Source organism: Thioclava sp. F1Mire-8, from assembly GCF_002213165.1.
GTDB classification, from domain to species: domain Bacteria; phylum Pseudomonadota; class Alphaproteobacteria; order Rhodobacterales; family Rhodobacteraceae; genus Thioclava; species Thioclava nitratireducens.
Genome location: NZ_NBNY01000001.1, coordinates 1,089,039 through 1,108,975, shown reverse-complemented (window position 1 = coordinate 1,108,975; position 19,937 = coordinate 1,089,039). Strand labels below are relative to the sequence as shown.

Below are 19,937 nucleotides of genomic sequence, written 5' to 3'. Positions count from 1 at the left end.
ATGACGGATCGGGACGCCCTGCCAGACGCCCCCCACGTCCCGGTTTTGCTGCGGCCGCTCCTTCGGGCGGTCGCGCCTGTCTCTGGGACCTGGCTTGACGGAACCTTCGGCGCGGGCGGCTATGCGCGCGGTTTGCTTGAGGCGGGTGCCGACAAGGTGATCGGCGTGGATCGCGATCCGGCGGTTTTCGAGATGGCCGAGGCGTGGCGCGGCGAATACGGCGATCGGCTGGAGTTGGTCGAAGGCACGTTCTCCGAACTCGATACCTATTCCGACGAATTGCTCGACGGGGTGGTGCTGGATCTCGGCGTCTCCTCGATGCAACTCGATCAGGCCGATCGTGGCTTTTCCTTCATGCGCGACGGGCCGCTCGACATGCGGATGTCGCAGGAAGGGCCGTCGGCTGCCGATCTGGTCAACGAGACGGATGAGGGCGAACTCGCTGATATCCTTTATCAATATGGCGAGGAGCGCGCCTCGCGCCGGATCGCCAAGGCCATCGTCGAGGCGCGCAAGGTTCAGCCATTCGAGACCACGCAACAGCTCGTCAAGGTGATCGAGCGCTGCCTGCCGCGCCCGAAACCGGGGCAAAGCCATCCCGCAACGCGCAGCTTTCAGGGCCTGCGCATCGCGGTGAACGACGAATTCGGCCAGTTGATCGAGGGGCTCGAGGCCGCGGAACGTGCGCTGAAACCCGGCGGGCTTCTGGCCGTGGTCAGCTTCCACTCGCTCGAAGACCGGGTTGTAAAGCGCTTCTTCGCTGCGCGCTCGTCGACGGGCGGGGGCGGTTCGCGCCACGCGCCGGTTCAGCAAACTCTTGATCCCGCGTTTGAAATTACCGTGAAAGGCGACGGGCCCGACGAAGAGGAACTGGCGGAAAACCCGCGTGCACGCTCGGCTCGGTTGCGGGTGGGGCGGCGCACGGATGCGCCCGCCGGCAAGGCCGATCGCACGCAACTGGGGCTTCCGAAGCTTGTCACCGGGGAAAAGAAGGGGAAACGCCGTTGAGACTGCTTGCCTATCTTGCCGCCTCTGCCTGTGTGCTCGCGCTCGCCTTCTGGGCCTATCACGTCAATTACGACACCCAGGACCGGATCGACGAGCTGCGCGACCTCAATCGGGAAATCGCCTCGCTGAACGAGGGCCTGACCGTGCTCAACGCCGAATGGGCTTATCTCAACCGCCCGCAGCGCCTGCGCGAACTGGTCAATCTCAACTTCACCTCGTTGCATCTTCTGCCGATGACGCCAGAGCAATTCGGAACCGTCGCCCAGATTGCCTACCCGACACCGCAGGCCGATGATACTGGCGCGTCCGGCACCGATCTGGCCGGCCTTTCCGATCCTGTCGAGGTCAAGGCCGATCCTGAGGGAGGGAACTGATGCGCACGCCCCTTCGCCCGCTCGCCCGTATCCTCGATGCCCGCGAAAAAGGTGAGAACCCCGACGCGATCGAACGCGAGAACCGCCGTCTGCGCGGCGAGGCCACCCGTGACAAGGCGCGTCAAAGCGCCGAAGGCCGTCTGCTGGTCATGTCGGTGATCTTCCTCGCGGCCTTCCTGACGGTGGGACTGCGCATGGGCTCTTTCGCCGCCGCGCGCCCCGAAGAGCCGCAGACCGATTCCACGACCGAGCAGATTCACGCCCAACGCGCCGATATCGTCGACCGCAAGGGCAGGGTGCTCGCGACGAACCTGCTGACCCACTCGCTCTACGCGCAGCCGCCGATGATGATCGACCCGCTGGGCACGGTGGACAAGCTGGTGAAGATTTTCCCCGATCTCGACCGCGACCGGCTGAAGAAGGACTTCACCGGCCATCGCAAGTTCGTCTGGATCAAGCGCCGCATCAGCCCGGAGCAGATGCAGGCTGTTCACGATATCGGCGATCCCGGCCTTCTGTTCGGCCCGCGGGAGATGCGGCTTTATCCCAACGGCCATCTCGCCTCGCATATTCTTGGCGGCGCGCGCTACGGCACAGAAGGCGTGAACTCCGCCGAGATTCTCGGCGTGGCAGGGATCGAGAAGGAATATGACAGCTGGCTGCGCGATCCGGCCAATGGCGGGCAGCCGCTCAAGCTCTCGCTCGATCTGACCGTGCAATCGGCGCTAGAGGATGTGCTGTCGGGCGGCATGAAGCTGATGAACGCCAAGGGCGCGACCGCGGTGCTGATGAAGGTCCACACCGGCGAGATCGTCGCGATGGCGAGCCTGCCCGATTTCGACCCGAACGACCGCCCCGCGCCGCTTCTGAAGGGCGACCCCTCCGACAGCCCGCTGTTCAACCGCGCGGTTCAGGGGATGTACGAGCTCGGCTCCACCTTCAAGATTTTCGCGGTGTCGCAGGCGATGCAGGATGGTCTGGTCACGCCCGAGACGATGATCGACACCAAGGGCCCGCTGCGCTGGGGCAAGTTCCGCATCCACGATTTCCACAATTACGGCAAGCAGTTGTCGGTCACGGACGTGATCGTGCACAGCTCGAATATCGGCACCGCGCGGATCGTCCAGAAGATCGGCCCCGAGAAGCAGCGCGAGTTCCTCGGCAAGCTGGGCCTTCTGGAGCCTTCGCCGGTGGAACTGATCGAGGCGCCGACGGGCCGTCCGATCCTGCCGAAGAACTGGTCGGAGCTGTCCGCGATGACAATCGGCTACGGGCACGGTCTCTCCGACAGCCCGCTGCAGCTTGCGACGGCCTATGCGACGATCGCCAATGACGGGCGGCGCGTGCTGCCGACGCTGATCGCCAATGGCGGCCCGCGCAAGCCGCACAAGCAGGAATTCGGCGCCCCGGAAGGCGCGCAGGTCGTGTCCCCGGAGGTCGCCCATAAGGCGCTCGCGATGATGCGCGCCGTTGTGACGCGCGGCACCGCAAGCTACGGCAATGTCGAGGGCTATCAGGTCGCTGGGAAGACTGGCACCGCCGACAAGCCCGATCCGCAGGGCGGCTATTACGACAAGAAGGTGATCTCGACCTTCGCGGGCGTCTTCCCGGTGACCAATCCCGAATATGTGCTGGTTCTGACGCTGGACGAGCCGACGGATACCTCCGGCGACACGCCGCGCCGTACCGCAGGCTGGACCGCCGTACCGGTTGCGGCCGAGACGATCCGCCGTGTCGCGCCGCTTCTGGGTCTGCGCCCCGAACCGACGACACCCGACACGCTCGACGGCATCAGTCTGGTCAAGAAAGACTGACGTTTTCGGGGTCGGAAGGCGGGTGTCACGCCACGTGCATGAACCCGCGCATAGAGATAGGGGGCAGGGCCTGTCGCCTTGACCTCGCAGACGTGTCGCCGGATAAGTGCGGCGAGCTGAATAAAGGACGGATACGATGGCTGCGGGCACCAAAATGCTGAGCGAATTGGGGCTGACGCCGCTGCAGGGCGCAGACTGCGCGATCTCGGGACTGTCGGTCGACAGTCGGCAGGTCAAACCGGGCCATCTTTTTGCGGCGCTGCCGGGCACGCAGATCCACGGGGCCGAGTTCATTCCTTACGCATTGCGCATGGGCGCAGCCGCGGTACTGACCGATCGCGCGGGCGAGCAAACCGCGCGCGAGGCGCTCGCGGGCACCGATACGGCCATTGTCGTCACGCAAGATCCGCGTCAGGCGCTCGCTTTCGCGGCAGCGCTGTGGTTCGAGCGCCAGCCCGAGACGATGATCGCGGTGACCGGCACCAACGGCAAGACTTCGGTCGCGACCTTTACCCGCCAGATCTGGCAGTTGCTGGGATTCGAGGCCGCGAATATCGGCACGACAGGCGTCGAGGGCAGCTATGCCGCACCTTCGCCGCATACGACGCCCGAGCCGATCACCCTGCATCGCTTGCTCTCGGACATGGCTGCCGTCGGCGTGACCCATGCCGCGATGGAGGCCTCGTCGCACGGGCTCGCGCAGCGTCGGTTGGATGGTGTGACGCTCTCGGCGGCCGCTTTCACCAACTTCTCGCAAGATCACCTCGATTACCACGCGAGCTTCGAGGAGTATTTCGCGGCCAAAGCTGGGCTCTTCACCCGGGTCCTGCCCGAAGACGGAGCGGCGGTGATCAATCTCGACGATCCCAAGGGGGAGGAGCTCGCGCGCTATATCACTGCGCGCGGTCAGGAGCTGATCGGGATCGGCCATACCGAACGCTGCGAGATGCAGATTCTCGGGCAGCGGTTCGATGCTACCGGTCAGGATGTGCGCTTCGCCTGGGAAGGCTGGACCCAGATGACTCGCCTGCCGCTGATCGGCGGGTTCCAGGCGATGAATGTGCTTACCGGCGCGGCGCTCGCCATCGCGTGCGGCGCCGACCCCGAGGAGGTCTTCGCGACACTGCCGAAGCTCTCCACCGTGCGCGGGCGGATGCAACTGGCTGCCACCCGCGACAACGGCGCGACGGTCTTCGTCGATTACGCCCACACGCCGGATGCGGTGCAGACCGCGCTGAAGGCGCTGCGCCCGCATGTGATGGGCCGCCTGATCGCCATCGTCGGCGCAGGCGGGGATCGGGACGCGACGAAGCGCCCGCTGATGGGCAAGGCCTCCGCCGAGAATGCCGACATTGTCATCGTGACCGACGACAATCCGCGCTCGGAAGATCCCGCAACGATCCGCGCTGCAGTGCTGGAAGGCGCGCCAAAGGCGCTCGAAGTGGGCGACCGGGCCGAGGCGATCCTGCGCGGCGTCGATCTGCTGCAGCCCGGCGATGCGCTGCTGGTAATGGGCAAGGGCCATGAGAGCGGACAGATCATCGGCTCGGACACCTACCCGTTCGACGACGCCGAGCAGGCCTCGGTCGCTGTTGCCGCGCTGGACGGGAAAATCTGATGGCCGTTCTCTGGACCTCGAGCGACGCGGCTGCCGCCACCGATGGTGAGGCCACGCAGGCTTTCGCCGCAACCGGAATTTCCATCGACACCCGGACCATACATCCGGGCGATCTTTTCGTCGCACTCAAAGATGTGCGAGACGGCCATGACTTCGTGCGACAGGCGCTCGACAAAGGCGCGGCGGCGGCGATGGTCAGTCGCATTCCCGTGGGCTGCTCGAAAGACGACCCGCTGCTGATCGTGGATGACGTCCTCGCGGGCCTAGAAGCATTGGGGCGGGCGGGGCGCGCAAGGGCGCGGGCCCGTGTGCTCGCCGTCACCGGCTCGGTCGGCAAGACGTCGAGCAAAGAGATGCTGCGCGCTGTCCTCTCCGCTCAAGGCAAGGTTCACGCGGCCGAGGCGAGCTTCAACAATCACTGGGGCGTCCCGATCACGCTGGCGCGCCTGCCGCAGGATGCCGATTTCGCCGTGATCGAGATCGGAATGAGCAATCCGGGCGAGATCGCGCCGCTGGCGAAACTGGCGCAGCCCCATGCCGCGATGATAACGACCGTCGCGCCCGCGCATCTCGCGGCCTTCGAGAGTATCGAAGGCATCGCGCATGAGAAGGCGTCGATCTTCCAGGGCCTCGTCGAGGGCGGCACCGCGATCGTGCCGACCGGGCTGGAGACCTCCGACATCCTGCGCGAGGCCGCCCAGCAGGCAGGAACAATGGTCACCTTCGGCCCCGAGCCGGGCTCGGACTACCGTCTTGTCGAGGCCCGCATCTCGGGCGACGCAACCGTCGTTCAGGCAGACCACCATGGCACGTCGATCCTGTTCAAGGTGATGACCCCGGGGCGGCATTTCGCGGCCAACGCGCTCGGCGTGCTGGCCTTGGCCGAAGCCGCGGGTTGCGATCCGACCATTGCCGCGATGGATCTGGGCAACTGGCAGCCCCCCGCCGGGCGCGGTCAGCGCGAGCGGGTCTATATGGATGTGGTGGACGAGGCCGAGAGCTTCGACCTCTTCGACGACGCGTTCAACGCGAACCCCGCCTCGATGGCCGCAGCGCTCGAAGTTCTGGCAGGCGCCAAGCCACGCGACGGTGTTGGGCGCACCGCGAAAGGGCGCCGCATCGCGATCCTTGGCGACATGCTGGAGCTGGGCGAGGACGAAACGGCGCTGCACGCGGCCATCGCCGATCACCCGGCTATGGCGAAGGTCGACCTCGTGCATCTCGCGGGACCGCGCATGGCGGCGCTTCGCGAAGCCCTGCCGCGCACCAAGCGGGGAGAATGGTATGAAACGGCGGACAAGCTGGCAGAGCGTGCCCGCCACCTGATCGACCCCGGCGACGTGGTGCTGGTCAAAGGCTCGAAGGGCTCCAAGGTGAGCCTCGTCGTGAGCGTATTGAGAAAACTCGGCCAGCCCGGAGCGGCCGAGGCCCATAAGGGAAAAGACTAATGTTGTATTGGCTGACCGACTTCTCCGATGGCGGGGGCGTCTTCAACCTGTTCCGCTACATCACCTTCCGTGCGGGGGCGGCGTTCTTCACGGCGCTGCTGGTGGGGTTCATTTTCGGACCCTGGCTGATCGGGATCCTGCGCCGCACTCAGGGCAAGGGGCAGCCGATCCGCGATGACGGGCCCGAGGGACATATCTCGAAGGCCGGGACGCCCACGATGGGCGGTATCCTGATCCTCACCGCGTTGTTGGTGTCGACGCTCCTCTGGGCGCGGCTCGACAACGGATATATCTGGGTCGTGCTGATGGTCACCTACGGCTACGCCGCAATCGGCTTCGCCGACGATTACGCCAAGGTATCCAAGCAGAACACCAAAGGGGTCAGCAGCAAGGCGCGGCTCGCGCTCGGCTTCCTGCTCGCGCTTCTCGCGTCGCTCCTGACCTGGTATCTGCACCCGTCCGATCTGGAAGGGCGGCTGTCGATCCCGTTCTTCAAGGATCTGGTGCTGAACCTAGGCTATTTCTACATCCCCTTCGCGATGATCGTGATCGTGGGCGCGGCCAATGCGGTGAACCTGACCGACGGGCTCGACGGGCTCGCGATCATGCCGGTGATGATCGCCGCGGGTACGCTGGGCGCGATCGCCTATGTCGTGGGCCGCACCGACTTCACCGATTATCTCGGCGTGCAATTCGTGCCCGGCACCGGGGAACTGGTGATCTTCACCGCGGCGCTGATGGGGGGCGGTCTGGGCTTTCTGTGGTACAACGCGCCGCCGGCGGCGGTCTTCATGGGCGACACCGGCAGCCTCGCGCTTGGCGGCGCGATCGGCGCGATCGCGGTCTGCACCCAGCACGAGATCGTCCTCGGCATCGTCGGCGGGCTCTTCGTGGTCGAGGCGCTCTCGGTGATCATCCAGGTCGCCTATTTCAAACGCACCGGCAAACGGGTCTTCCTGATGGCCCCGATCCACCACCATTTCGAAAAGAAGGGTTGGTCGGAGCCGCAGATCGTCATCCGTTTCTGGATCATCTCGCTGATCCTCGCGCTGATCGGTCTGGCGACACTGAAGATCCGCTGACCCGCACATCTTTTTCTCCGATCGCGCCCCGCGCGCGATCTCTTCCGGCGTGCTTTGGTTCCTCGAGGCGCGCCGTGGTTTTTCTCAAAATTATTTGAGCGAACCAGAGCGAAATTCGTTGGTTGTGTCCCCGAACCGCGACGCGAGATGTCGCAAAAGTTTTTTAGCGAGGAGACCCCGATGACCCGCAAGTTCAACATCATCCTTTCGACGACCGCTCTTGCCGCTACGCTCTCGCTCGGCGCCGTTGCCACCCACGCAAATGGCGTGACCCAGGGCAGCAACGCGGAGAACGGCCAGTACGGTCTCGTCGATTACAAGATGCAGGTCGTTCCGAACGATCAGACCTCCACGGGCAACCCGCCCGCCGTGAACGTCACCACGGGCAGCGATGTCAACAACACCGCCGGTGTCGCCGGCAAGAAGGTCGGCGCCGCGACGACCGAACAGACCTCGAACGGTGGTGAATCGATCCCGGCGCAGAACCAGCTGAAAAAGGACGCCGGCATCGTCGGTAACGAGGTTCAGGCAGGTGTGGACGATGCTGTCGTATCCTCGGACGGTGCTGCGGTCGGTACGATCACGAAGGTCATGAACATGGGCAAGACCGACCAGGTCTATGTCCGCACCGATGACACGCTCGACACGGCTGTCTCGATGTTCAAGATCACCGTTCCGGCGTCGGAAGTCGGCTCGGGCAAACTGACCCTCAACGCGAGCCTGTCGGATATCCTGACGGAGCTCGAAAAGCAGCAAGACCAGAAGTCGTAATCTAACGACCGGACCAAGAAGACCCTTTTCGGCGCGCACGGTTCCTCCCCCTCCGTGCGCGCCGTTTTTGCGTGTCTTACCCTCTCCGCGCCGTGTTCCCCCTTTCCCCTTCGTATCGGTTCAAATATCCCGGAGTTGCGGGGGCAGGCCCCTGCGGCGCTGAGCGCGACAGGTCTGAAGGGCGGGGCATTCCCGCGAGGCGACAGGAGACTTCCATGATCCCGGTGCAGGGCTTTGACGGACAGAAGGTGGCGGTGCTCGGGCTCGGGCGTTCGGGTCTGGCGACGGCGGCGGCGCTGCGCGCAGGCGGGGCCGAGCCGATCTGCTGGGATGACAGCCCCGAAGGCCGCGCGCGCGCCGAGGATGCAGGCTATAGCTGCCGCGACCTTACCCGCCACGGCGCTTTCGAGGGTGTCGCGGCGCTGATCGTCTCGCCAGGCATCCCGCATCTCTATCCCAAGCCGAACCAGGTGATCTCTGCGGCGATGGAGGCGGGCGTGCCCGTCGACAACGATATCGGCCTGTTCTTCGCCTCATGGGCCACCGACGATTTCATGCGCTACGATCAGGCACCGCGCACGATCTGCGTCACCGGCTCGAACGGGAAATCCACGACGACGGCGCTCATCCACCACATTCTGGAAGAGGCCGGGCGCCCGACCCAGATGGCGGGCAATATCGGGCGCGGCGTGCTCGATCTGGAACCGGCCGAAAATGGCGAGGTCGTGGTGCTGGAGCTGTCCTCCTATCAGACAGATCTGGCGCGGGCTCTGACGCCCGACATCGCGGTCTTTACCAATCTCTCTCCCGACCACCTCGACCGCCACGCCGGCATGGGCGGCTATTTCGCGGCCAAGCGTCGTCTTTTCGCCGAAGGCGGCCCGGATCGCGCGGTGATCGGCGTAGACGAGCCCGAAGGCATCTATCTTGCCAATCAGATCATGATGGGCCGCAACGATGACCGCCTGATCCGGGTCTCCGCGTCGCGCAAGCTGGGCGACTGGGGCTGGTCGGTCTTCGCCCGCAAGGGGTTCCTCAGCGAATGGCGCAAGGGCAAGCAGGTAGCATCGATCGATCTGCGCGAGGTGACCGGGCTGCCCGGCGCGCATAACCACCAGAACGCCTGCGCCGCCTATGCCGCCGTGCGCGCGCTCGGGATTTCGCCGCGCGTCATCGAAGAGGCGTTTCATTCCTTCGCCGGACTGCCGCATCGCAGCCAGACCGTCGCCGAAAAGGGCGGCGTGCGCTGGGTCAATGACTCCAAGGCGACCAATACCGACAGCGCTGCGAAAGCGTTGCAGGCCTTCCGGAATATCCGCTGGATTGCGGGTGGTCTGGGCAAGGAGGGCGGGGTGGCCTCGCTATCCGAGCATCTCGGTGCGGTGAAGAAAGCTTATTTCATCGGTCACTCGGCGCGCGATTTCGCGCTGGAACTGGCGGTCGAGCATGAGATTTGCGAGACGATGGAAGCCGCCGTCGCCGCCTGCGCCCGCGATGCCGAGGCGGGCGACACGGTCCTGCTGGCGCCCGCCGCGGCGAGCTTCGACCAATATCCGAATTTCGAGAAACGCGGCGATCATTTTGCGCAGCTCGTGGACGCATTGCCCGGCTGAGGCCGACCTTCGCAGAGCGGACCATCCGCCCATCTCGCGACGCCGGGTGTCCCGCTTCGGGGCAGCCGTCGATTTTGGCGCTTCTGTCACCGCATCGGCGCGCGGGCCCTAGCTCTAACGGCGCAGTAGCCTGAACGGCGTCATTCAGTGGCACGCGCCAAACCTCTGCAACAAGACGAGAATCGCGCCCGACCGACGAATCGCGGCTTGGGCGTTGCCGCGCATTCGCGGGCGCCATCGGCGTGTCCGGGGTCCAGATTTCGGCACCGCTGCCAAAAAATACAACTTTGAGTTGTTATATTGCGACGCCGCGCCGATGCCTCCGCGTCGAAACCCTCGCAATCTGAATCTTGGCTGCCCGGCTCAACAGGGGACACGGGGCCAGATTTAAACGCCGGGGTGGGCCGGCATCTCAAAACGGAGAAAGACCATGAAACTGTTCAAACTCGCTTCGCTGCGCCGTCTGAAGAATGACGAAGAGGGCGTCACCGTCGTCGAATACGGCATCGCACTGGCGATCGCTGTGGGGGTTGGTGCCACGATCTATGGCAGCCTCGGAGATTCCGTCTTCAACCAGTTGGCTGGCGCGACCAACATCATGACGCCGGACACTGCGACCGTCCGAACGGTAACGGCTGCTAAGTAAGCGCAACCCAAGCTGCATCTCACGCGTGCCTTTGCTACGGGGAGTTCGCAGAGGCCGCACAGGAATAAACGGGGCAGCTTTGGGGTAGCTGCCCCGCTTACACCGAAAATTCAAAACGGAGAGCGCCATGCGTATCGCATCTTTGCTGACCTTCACCGCAGGACTCGCCGTGGCAGGTGGCTCGGCTTACCTGGCGCGCGATTTCTTCGAGGCGAAATACAAACGCGAAGTCGCCGCCGAGCGCGAAGGGCTCGTCGAGGTGCTCGCCGCCGCACAGAACATTCCCTTCGGTCAGACCATCGAGGCGCAGAAGCTGACCTCGATCTCCTGGCCGAAAGACGCGCTGCCGCCGGGGGTCTTCACGGATTACGCAGCCCTCCTGCCGAAATCGGGCGGAGAGCCGCGCCGGGCCCGCGCCGAGATCGCGCAGGGCGAATTGATCCTCGCCTCCAAGGTCTCGAATTACGGCGAAAAGGTTACAATCGTCCAGACCCTTGGCCCGAACAGCCGCGCCATGGCGATCGAGGTCAACGCCTCGAGTGGGGTGGGTGGTTTCGTGACACCGGGCGACCGCGTCGATGTGATGATGACGCGCGGCAGCAATGAGACGCTCAAGACCGTGACGATCCTTCAGGACGTCCGCGTCATCGGGGTCGATCAGGAAGCCGATGAGAAGGTGAAGACCCCCGGCGTGGCGCGTACAGTCACGGTCGAGGTTTCGCCCGAACAGGGCCAGCGCCTCGCACTCGCGCAGAAGGCGGGCACGCTGAGCCTGACGCTGCGCACGCTGGACGACGCCGAGAGCGATCCGCTGCCCTCGATCGGTCTCGCGGACATTCTCAGCGAGCGCCCGAAGAACAAGCTCGAACCGACGCCGATCCGCACCGTGATCGTCCGGCGCGGCACCGAAGTCACCGAAACCGCGATCAAGTGAGGCTCGGGGGCGATGGGGCGCATCCAGAACAGCATCCGGCGTTTCGCCAGAGAGGAAGACGGGACGATCCTCGTCTTCTTCGGGATGAGCCTCGTTGTGCTGCTGGGGCTCGTCGCGCTGTCCTTCGACCTGGGGCGGCTCGGCAGCACCCGCTCGGAGCTGCAATCCTTCGCGGACTCGGTGGCCTTGGCGGCGGCAGGCGAACTTGACGGCAACAATGACGCGATCACGCGGGCCGATGCCGCGGCCCAACTCATCGTCGACAGCCAGAGCTTCGCGACTGGCTCGCGGGTGCTTGGGGCCGCGAATGACGTGACCCTGACCTATCTCAGCGCGCTCCCGGCAAACGACAATGACGCGACAGACGCGGTCACCACCGATCCGACAAAAGCCGCCTTCGTCCGAGTTGACGTCAACGAACGCGAAGTTCAGGGCGTCTTCGCCGCTGCCTTCACGACGATGGGCGGCTATGACGCTTTCGACGGCTCGGCCTCCGCGCAGGCGGTGGCGGGGCTCGAAATCCTGGCATGCGACGTCACACCATTGATGTTCTGCGTCCCGCCGGGCTTCGACGCGGAGAAAGACATCGGACAGATGATCCTGCTGCGCTCTGGCGGGGGCGGCGATGCAGCCTGGGGGCCCGGTGATTTCGGGTTTCTCGATCCGAAACGCGCCAAGGTCGACGAGGACGGGCCCTGCGCGAATAAATCCGGAGCCCAGCTCGACGCCTGCCTGCTCGGTGCGGTCAGCAAGATCACCCAATGCTTCAACCAGCGCGGCGTCGACCTCGAGCCGGGCCAGAAGGAAGGGCGCAACGCGGCGATCTTCAATGTGCGCTTCGACATATACCAGTCGATTATGAACGGCCTCAGCAAGGATCCCAATTACGCGCCCGCACCCAATGTCATCAAGGGGATCGTCGCCGCCAACCCGAGCGGGAAGGAAAACACCAGCAAGAACGCCTGCATCAAGGAGAACGAGGAGGTCTCGCCCGATACGGTCGGTCTGCCGCGTGACGATTGCTTCATGCCTGGCGCAGCTGAGCCATGCGGGCGCTTCGGCGATGGCGACTGGTCGCAGGGTCGCATCACCTACATGCAGAAGAATTACGGCATCGACATCACGGCAGAGGGTGCGACGGATCCCTTTGCCGACGCTGTGACCCGTTACGATCTCTACCTTGCCGAGATCGCGGCGGCGAATGGCGGCGATATACTGTCGAACCGGGCCGAGACGGGCCTGCCGAGCTGCGCGCCGGCGGCCGCCCCTAACGCCGACCGCCGCGTGCTGATCGTCGCGGGGATCGATTGCAGCGCCGAGACGGGCACCGTGATCAAGGGTGCGGCCTCGAACGTGCCGGTCAAGGAATTCGTCAAGGTCTTCCTGACCGAGCCGGTGGGCGAGGACGGATCGAGCCCGCCGACGATGGATATCTGGGGCGAGGTTATCGGCTCTGCCAGCAATGGCGATCAAGAGGAACTGGGCACGGGCGGCATGGTCCGCGACGTCGTCCAGCTTTACCGGTGAGCGCGATGCGGTGGTTTCGTGCATATCGCCTCCGCAGCCCGCGCCGGATCTGGCGCGATGATGAGGGTGCGCAGCTGGTGGAATTTGCGCTGGTGCTGCCGCTGATGCTGATCCTGTTTGCCGCGATCATAGAGAGCGGGCGGATGTTCCTCGCCTACCAGACGGTGATCGGCGGCGTGCGCGATGCGAGCCGCTACCTCGCCCGCATCACTCCGCGCAGCATCTGCGAAACCGGTGGCAGCGTCGACGGTCAGGCGGCGACGCTCGCGAATATCGTCGGCAACGCGATCACCGGCGGCAGCGTTCTGGGCGGCGGCGTGACAGTCACCAGCGTCGAACCGAGCCTCGACTGCATCGCAGGAAGCTATCGTTTCGGCGATGCGCCAATCGTCGAAGTTGCGGCGAATGTCACGATCACTTTCCCCTTTGCCGGTCTCTTCACCCTCGTGACGCCCTCCACGCTCGGCACCGTGACCACGGTCGTCGCCGACCAGAACCGGGTCTTCGGCTCATGAGCGCGCGTTTCGCATATCGGGCACATGGCTTCCGCCGCTTCCTGCGTGACGAAGAGGGCGCGACCCTTGTCGAGTTCACGCTGGTCTTCGGCCTCTACCTGCTGGTGTTCTTCGGGCTGCTGGATTTCGGTCGTCTGGCCTATCACTACGTGAACATGCAGCGCGGGCTGCAGGTTGCGGCGCGGCTCGCCGCGGTGCGCCCGCCGGCCTGCGCCGGTGTGCCCGAGACAAATACGCGCGGCGTGACGCCGAAGGACCAGGCGGAGCCGCAATTCGGCACCAATTGCAGCGCCGAGAGCTGGGTCTGCTCCGCACCTGCGACGGTAAGCTGCTCGGGCGCGATGACGAATCCGACCGTGGCCGAGATCTGGCCGATCGTGGCCCCGGCGCTGCCCAATGGCTCGAGCGCGGCGAACCTGTCCTTCAGCTATTCCTACGATCCCGAACTCGGGTTCCTCGGCGGGCCCTATGTGCCGATGGTCACGGTCGAATTGCAGAATGTGAACTTCGTATTCGCGACGCCGCTGGGCGCGCTGGTGGGGCTCGTGACGGGCACCGCCGATGAAAATCTTGATGCAGATATCGCCTTCCCGAGCATGAGTACGTCGATGCCGGGCGAGGATCTCGCGCAGGGCGCGGGCAGCTAAAGCAAGGGGAGAGATGAAATGACTCGTAGAACCAATCCGATGGTCCTGGTGCCCGAGCCGAGCGCTCGCGACCTTGCCGCACCCGCCAAGCGCCGGCTGAGCTTTTCTGCCGAGACCGGGCGTATGGCGCAGACGGAGGCGCCCGACGATGAAGGCCAGGTGATCGCGGTTGCGCGCAGCCGTGGTGGCATCGGGGCGACGATGCTGGCGGTGAACCTCGCGCATCAGCTCTCGGCTCAGGGCGCCAAGAAAGGGCAGGCGCCGCGCCGCGTCGGCTTGATTGACCTCGACCTGCAATTCGGCATGGTCGCGGGGTTCCTGGACCTCGAGCCGAGCCCGGCGCTCTACGACATGGCGCGTAGCGGCGCGATGCCCGATGAGACCTTCCTCGACCAGTCGCTGCAATATTCGAAAGACGGGCTGGAAGTGCTCTGCGCTCCTGCCGCCTTCGCGCCGCTCGGCGCGCTCGGGGCCGATCAGGTGACCGAGCTGATCACGCTGATGCAGGCGCGCTGCGATTACGTCATCGTCGATCTGCCGCATGCGCTGATCGACTGGGTCTCGCCGGTGCTGGCGCGCGCCTCCTTGCTGTATCTGGTGACCGATCTCGCGGTGCCGTCGCTGCAGCAGGCACGCCGCCTGATCGACGCCTATCGCGAGGAAAACCTCGCGCTGGAGATCGAGGTGGTCGTGAACCATCAAAGCCGTCCGCTGATGCGCTCACGGCTGCAGCAGGAAGCGGCGAAGGCGCTCGATCGCGACCTCAGCCACTGGCTTCCCGACGACCCGCGCGCCGCACGGGAGGCCGCCGATCGCGGAGTGCCGCTGGCGCGGATCGGACGGCGCTCCGCCTTGTCGAAAGCGATCGCCGGTCTTGCGAAAGGGCGGCTCGCACAGAGCGCGGCCCGGTCGAACTGAGGGGGAACACGAGATGTTTCGCAATTTCACGGATCGCGGGTCCAAACGTACCGAGACCGAAAAGGTGATCCCGCTCGGCAAACCCTTCGCGGGAAGTCCGCCGAAAGAGGCGCGCGAGATGGTCGCGCAAAAGAACCCGCCGAAACCGGCGGCGCCATCGATCGACGAAGAAAGCCAGCGCCGCGCGCTGGAGTTGAAAAGCCGGTTGCACGATGCGCTTCTTGATCGGCTAAACCTGTCGATGCTCGACAAGGTCGTGCCTGAGGAACTCCGCCGCGAAGTGGCCGCACTGGTCAGCGAAGAACTGCGCGACGCGAAAACCCCGCTGCGCGCGGAGGAGTTCAAGACGCTGGTCGACGAGCTTCTCAACGAGGTGCTGGGCCTTGGCCCGCTCGAGCCGTTGCTGGCCGATCCCTCGATCAACGATATTCTCGTCAACGGCTGCAACCGCGTCTTCGTCGAACGTCACGGCGTGCTGGAGCGCACCGCGGTGCGCTTTCGCGACGAGCGTCATCTGCTCCGGATCATCGACAAGATCGTCTCGCGGGTGGGCCGCCGGATCGACGAGAGCAACCCTTGGGTCGATGCGCGGCTCGATGACGGCAGCCGCGTGAACGCGATCATCCGGCCTTGCGCGATCGACGGGCCGAGCCTCTCGATCCGCAAGTTCTCGCGCCAGCCCTATACGCTGGAACGGCTCGTCGAGACCGGGATGATGACCGGGGCGGCGGCGCGGTTCCTGCAGGGGCTGGTCCATGCCCGCAAGAACATCCTGATCTCCGGCGGCACCGGCTCGGGCAAGACGACGCTGCTGAACGCGATCTCTGCCGCCATCGACCCGCGCACGCGGATCGTGACGATCGAGGATGCAGCGGAACTGCAGCTGCAGCAGGAGCACGTCGTGCGGCTGGAAACCCGGGCGCCAAATCCGAACGGGCAGGGCGCGGTGCTCCAGCGCGATCTGGTGAAGAACGCGCTCCGGATGCGGCCCGACCGGATCATCGTGGGCGAGGTGCGCGGCTCGGAAGCCTTCGACATGTTGCAGGCGATGAACACCGGCCATGACGGCTCGATGACCACCGTCCACGCCAATTCCGCCCGTGATGCCCTGGGGCGGATCGAGCAGATGGTGACCATGATCGGCCTCGACATGCCGCTGACCGCGATCCGTTCGCAGATCGCCTCCGGACTCGACATCGTGGTGCAGATTGCGCGCCTCTCCGACGGCCGCCGCCGGGTGCTGTCAATCTCGGAAATCACCGGGCAGGAGGGCAATATCGTGATGATGCAGGACATCTTCACGTTCCGGAAGACCGGCACCACCGCAGATGGCGCGATCGAGGGCGAGTTCACCGCCACCGGCCTGCGCCCGCGCTGCCTCGAAGACCTGATCGCAGCGGGCGTCGCGGTCGATCCGACTGATTTCAAGATGCGGGGGCACTGAGCCATGTGGGAGATAATCGAAAAAGACCTTGCCGCCTATGTCGCCTATAGCGGCATCGCGCTTGGCGTGCTGCTGGCGCTGACCGGGGGGCTGCATCTGCTCAACCGGACGGAGACCAGCGGCGAGGCCAAGAGCCGCCGGATGAAGATGATCGCGAAGGGCCGCGACACCGAGGAGGTGCTTGCGCTGCTCAAGCCCGATCCGCGCAAAGGATGGATCGCGCGGCTCCCCAAGAGCTTCGACCTGCCGCGCCTGCTGCATCGTGCGGGCTTCCGGATCGGGCCGGACAAATTCCTGCTGCTCTGCGCCGCGCTTACGATCGGGAGTTTCGTACTCGCGCTTGCGCCGCTCGGCCCGTTGCGGGCGGCCCCGGCGGCACTGGTCATCGGGCTGGTTCTGCCTTTTCTGGTCCTGCGCTCGCGGGCGACGCAGCGGATGAAGGTGCTGACCGGCCAACTTCCCGACGCGCTCGACATGCTGGCGCGCGGTCTGAAGATCGGCCATCCGCTGAACATGTCGATCGGCGCCGTGGCCGAGGAAATGCCGGACCCGATCGGCACCGAGTTCGGCATCATCTTCGATCAGGTCACCTACGGTGAAGATCTTCCTGACGCGGTGCTGGAATTCGCCGAGAGGGTGGGGCTGGAAGACGCCGATTATCTCGCGGCCAGCATCGGCATCCAGCATGGCACGGGCGGCGATCTCGCCCGCGTCCTCGAAGTGCTGGCGGCGACGACGCGGGGCCGGATCTCGATGCGGCGCAAGATCCGCGCGATCTCGGCGGAGGGGCGCGCCTCGGCGTGGTTCCTGACCGCTCTGCCCTTCATCATGTTCGGCTTCACCTCGCTGATTTCGCCCAATTACTATGGCGAGGTCGCCGATCAGCCGATGTTCCGCACGATGGCGATCATCGTCATCACGCTGATTGTCCTGAATGCCGTGGTGCTGCGCCGCTTGGTGCAGTTCCGGATCTGAGCCGGGGAGAGAGACCATGTTGATGACACGGATCGAGGATTTTGCGCTTCGGATGGGCATCGCGCCCGAAACGCTTCTGGCCGCCGGGATCGGCTTCGGCCTGCTGCTGCTGATCGTCGGGCTTCAGGCCGCCTTCCAGCGCGACCGCGCCGCCGAGCGCATTGCGGCCATTGGCGGGCCGAAAACGGGGGGACGTGCCGAGCATGGCTATCTCAAGGCGCCGGAGGCCCGTCCGGGTCAGATCCTGAAGGCCTTCGTGCCCGCAGATCGCCAGACCCGCTCCAAGCTCGAACGCAAACTCGCGCAGGCCGGGCTGTCCGGGGCGAGCGCCTTGCGCCGCTTCACTCTGATCCGGATCGCGCTGGGGATCGGTCTGCCGGGGATTTTCATGGGGCTCCTGATCGCCGCGCGTAGCCCCGACATCGCGCTGCCGCTGGGGCTGGATGCCCGCCTCGGCAGCCTGAGCGGTATCGCGACCTACCAGATACTCACCGGCCTTGTCGCTAGCGGTTACCTGCTGCCGCTGATGTGGCTCAACGGCCGGATGCGTGAGCGGCGGTTGCGCATCGAGGAAAGCTTTCCGAACGCGCTCGACCTGATGCAAGTCGCCATCGAGAGCGGCATGGGGTTCGATGCGGCGATGACTCGCGTCGGCAACGAACTGGCCGAGACCTCGCCGGAGATCTCCTTCGAGTTCCTCTCGGTGCAGCGACAGGTCCAGGCCGGTCGCGAGCGCGAGGCGGCCCTGCGGGACATGGCCGACCGCACCGGGGTCGAGACCGTGCGCGCTTTCGCCAATGTCGCGAGCCAGTCGCTGCGCTTCGGGGCGTCCATGGCACAGGCCCTGACAACCTATGCCGCCGATCTGCGTGGCATCCGCGAGATGCGCGCGCAGGAAAAGGCCAATCGCCTGCCGGTGCAGATGTCCGGGGTTCTCGCTTCGCTGATGCTGCCGGCGCTGATCCTGATCGCGGTCGGCCCCGTGGTGATTCGATATTTTATGAACTACGCCCAGTAAATCGAATCGTTTCCAAATCGGCGCTTTTCCCAAGGCATTGTTTACGGGCAATTTTTACGGACGAAATTTCGACCTAAATGCCGAAATTGCAACCTTTGGGTGTATCGGTTGCCTGTGGATACATTCCTGGGTTCTGTGGATATAGTCCAAATGGCTAGCTTAGGAATTAAACCATTTAGGAGTTACGCTTAGAGATGGCCCACGCGCTGTCACGCTAAGAAAAGGGGCCACATATAATAGTTTCTGGGGATGGTGGGGACCATGCGAGACTATGGAACAGCCGGGGCACCGCCCGGGCAGGAGCGCGCTATCGAAGCGGGCATGATTGGGGCCGTTGCACAGTGGTGTGAGTGTCTGCACGGGACGAACCCGCTCCGCATGGCATTGAGATATCTGACCGACAGTATCGGGGCCGAGGCCATCATATTGGCGCGCTATCCGCGAGATGCGGGCGCACCGGCGCGGGCGCTGGTTCACGACAGGGCGAGATCGGGTTGCCGGATCCCCTTGGAGCAAAGCTTCGCGGGCGATCTGCTGGGCGATTACCTGGACAAGGCGAAGAAGGGCTCGACCTGGTATCGCTCGATGCAGGACGAGGACGTGCCGCCTGCGGTCGCCTCGGCGCTCGCCCGTCGCAACCTGATCGAGATGGTGGTCATCCCGCTCGAGATCAGCGATCGCTGGGTCGATACGCTGGAGCTGCATTTCACCGAGAAGTTGCGCCAGTATCAGCAGGCTGTGCTGACGACGCTCGGCGATACGCTTAGCCGCACCTGGCACAACCGCGCGCGAGGCATGTTCACCGAGAGCTTGCTGAAATCGGCCGCCAAGCAGGCCGCGCCGCTCATCGGCTCGCCGATCCTGAGCGCGGATAACCCGGCGCGCCTTAGCCGGTCGGAATATCGCGTCTGCCTGCTGCTGCGCCATGGCCAGTCGCCCGATCAGATGCTTGCGGAGCTGGGGATCAAGGAATCCACCCTGCGCACCCATCTAAGCAATCTCTATTCCAAGACCGGCGCGCGCAACCTGGCGGAATTGACCTTCCAGCTTGTCTCCGGACTGCCGTTCGAGCTGGGCGGCGCGAAATCCGGACGGGTGGCATGACTGCGCAACTCCTGCCGCTGGCGGCGCTAGCCCCGGTGTTGATCTGGGTCGCGCTCAGCGATCTGCGCGAGATGCGCATCCCGAACAGGATCGTGCTGATTACGCTGGGCTTCTTTGCGCTCTGCGCGCCGTTCCTGGCTCTGCACGAGCTGAGCCTGCGGCTGGCCGCGGCAGCGATCACTTTCGCGGTTGGCTACGTCTTCTTCGTGCTGCGCGCCTTCGGAGGCGGGGACGTGAAATTCCTCGCGGCCCTGATGCTGTTCGTGCCCTCTGCGGCGATGGGGGAGTTTCTGATCGCCTTTTCCGTCGCGCTTTTCGCAGGCTCGGCGCTGACGATGGGGCTGCAAAGCGCGCCAGTGGCGGCGCGCCTCGGGCCTCGCTTGGGTTGGAAGAGCTGTTACGCACGGGGAAAGCTCCCGATGGGCGTCTCGATCGCGCTTGCCGGTCTGGCTTTGCCTTATCTGGTCGGCGGGTAGGCCCC

Annotated in this window: 19 protein-coding genes; all 19 read left to right on the top strand. The window is 65.0% G+C overall.

The features are described from left to right. The 19 genes from rsmH (at position 1) to B6V75_RS05100 (ending at position 19,932) form a co-directional block, all read left to right on the top strand. The gene (gene rsmH, locus B6V75_RS05190; RefSeq protein WP_075774429.1) at positions 1–1,008 is read left to right on the top strand and encodes a 16S rRNA (cytosine(1402)-N(4))-methyltransferase RsmH; all 1,008 of its coding nucleotides are present in this window, start codon (positions 1–3) and stop codon (positions 1,006–1,008) included. After that, positions 1,005–1,382, top strand: coding sequence for a cell division protein FtsL (locus B6V75_RS05185; protein ID WP_075774430.1), 378 nt, complete (start codon positions 1,005–1,007; stop codon positions 1,380–1,382). The genes rsmH and B6V75_RS05185 overlap by 4 nt, the downstream gene beginning before the upstream one ends. Further along, positions 1,382–3,196, top strand: a complete 1,815-nt coding sequence (locus tag B6V75_RS05180) for a penicillin-binding protein 2 (protein ID WP_240496904.1) — start codon at positions 1,382–1,384, stop codon at positions 3,194–3,196. Before B6V75_RS05185 ends, B6V75_RS05180 begins: the two co-directional genes overlap by 1 nt. Before the next feature lie 136 nt (positions 3,197–3,332). Then, positions 3,333–4,814 carry a UDP-N-acetylmuramoyl-L-alanyl-D-glutamate--2,6-diaminopimelate ligase gene (locus tag B6V75_RS05175; RefSeq protein ID WP_088718932.1) on the top strand — a complete coding sequence of 494 codons (1,482 nt, stop codon included), beginning with the start codon at positions 3,333–3,335 and terminating at the stop codon, positions 4,812–4,814. Next, complete coding sequence (murF, locus tag B6V75_RS05170) at positions 4,814–6,262, top strand: UDP-N-acetylmuramoyl-tripeptide--D-alanyl-D-alanine ligase (RefSeq protein ID WP_088718931.1); 1,449 nt, start codon at positions 4,814–4,816, stop codon at positions 6,260–6,262. The genes B6V75_RS05175 and murF overlap by 1 nt, the downstream gene beginning before the upstream one ends. Next, a complete protein-coding gene (gene mraY / locus B6V75_RS05165; protein WP_075774434.1) occupies positions 6,262–7,344 on the top strand; it encodes a phospho-N-acetylmuramoyl-pentapeptide-transferase in 1,083 nt (360 codons plus the stop codon). Before murF ends, mraY begins: the two co-directional genes overlap by 1 nt. A gap of 180 nt (positions 7,345–7,524) precedes the next feature. Beyond that, entirely contained in the window at positions 7,525–8,115 is a 591-nt protein-coding gene (locus B6V75_RS05160) for a hypothetical protein (protein ID WP_075774435.1), read from the top strand. A gap of 215 nt (positions 8,116–8,330) precedes the next feature. Then, on the top strand, positions 8,331–9,728 hold the full coding sequence (murD, locus tag B6V75_RS05155) for a UDP-N-acetylmuramoyl-L-alanine--D-glutamate ligase (protein ID WP_088718930.1): 1,398 nt from the start codon (positions 8,331–8,333) through the stop codon (positions 9,726–9,728). Between the two features lie 430 nt (positions 9,729–10,158). Then, positions 10,159–10,374, top strand: coding sequence for a Flp family type IVb pilin (locus B6V75_RS05150; RefSeq protein WP_088718929.1), 216 nt, complete (start codon positions 10,159–10,161; stop codon positions 10,372–10,374). A 127-nt stretch (positions 10,375–10,501) separates the two neighbouring features. After that, on the top strand, positions 10,502–11,308 hold the full coding sequence (gene cpaB, locus B6V75_RS05145) for a Flp pilus assembly protein CpaB (protein WP_088718928.1): 807 nt from the start codon (positions 10,502–10,504) through the stop codon (positions 11,306–11,308). 12 nt (positions 11,309–11,320) lie between these two features. Then, complete coding sequence (locus B6V75_RS05140; RefSeq protein ID WP_088718927.1) at positions 11,321–12,835, top strand: pilus assembly protein TadG-related protein; 1,515 nt, start codon at positions 11,321–11,323, stop codon at positions 12,833–12,835. A gap of 5 nt (positions 12,836–12,840) precedes the next feature. After that, positions 12,841–13,350 carry a TadE/TadG family type IV pilus assembly protein gene (locus B6V75_RS05135; protein WP_075774440.1) on the top strand — a complete coding sequence of 170 codons (510 nt, stop codon included), beginning with the start codon at positions 12,841–12,843 and terminating at the stop codon, positions 13,348–13,350. Continuing rightward, entirely contained in the window at positions 13,347–13,997 is a 651-nt protein-coding gene (locus tag B6V75_RS05130; protein WP_088718926.1) for a TadE/TadG family type IV pilus assembly protein, read from the top strand. Before B6V75_RS05135 ends, B6V75_RS05130 begins: the two co-directional genes overlap by 4 nt. Before the next feature lie 18 nt (positions 13,998–14,015). Next, complete coding sequence (locus tag B6V75_RS05125) at positions 14,016–14,915, top strand: hypothetical protein (RefSeq protein ID WP_141104879.1); 900 nt, start codon at positions 14,016–14,018, stop codon at positions 14,913–14,915. 13 nt (positions 14,916–14,928) lie between these two features. Continuing rightward, the gene (locus B6V75_RS05120; RefSeq protein WP_088718924.1) at positions 14,929–16,359 is read left to right on the top strand and encodes a CpaF family protein; all 1,431 of its coding nucleotides are present in this window, start codon (positions 14,929–14,931) and stop codon (positions 16,357–16,359) included. A 3-nt stretch (positions 16,360–16,362) separates the two neighbouring features. Then, positions 16,363–17,334 carry a type II secretion system F family protein gene (locus tag B6V75_RS05115; protein WP_075774444.1) on the top strand — a complete coding sequence of 324 codons (972 nt, stop codon included), beginning with the start codon at positions 16,363–16,365 and terminating at the stop codon, positions 17,332–17,334. Positions 17,335–17,350: 16 nt separating this feature from the next. Further along, on the top strand, positions 17,351–18,352 hold the full coding sequence (locus tag B6V75_RS05110) for a type II secretion system F family protein (RefSeq protein ID WP_075774445.1): 1,002 nt from the start codon (positions 17,351–17,353) through the stop codon (positions 18,350–18,352). A gap of 378 nt (positions 18,353–18,730) precedes the next feature. Then, the gene (locus B6V75_RS05105) at positions 18,731–19,456 is read left to right on the top strand and encodes a helix-turn-helix transcriptional regulator (RefSeq protein WP_157771571.1); all 726 of its coding nucleotides are present in this window, start codon (positions 18,731–18,733) and stop codon (positions 19,454–19,456) included. Continuing rightward, a complete protein-coding gene (locus B6V75_RS05100; RefSeq protein WP_075774447.1) occupies positions 19,453–19,932 on the top strand; it encodes a prepilin peptidase in 480 nt (159 codons plus the stop codon). The genes B6V75_RS05105 and B6V75_RS05100 overlap by 4 nt, the downstream gene beginning before the upstream one ends. Positions 19,933–19,937 lie beyond the last annotated feature (5 nt).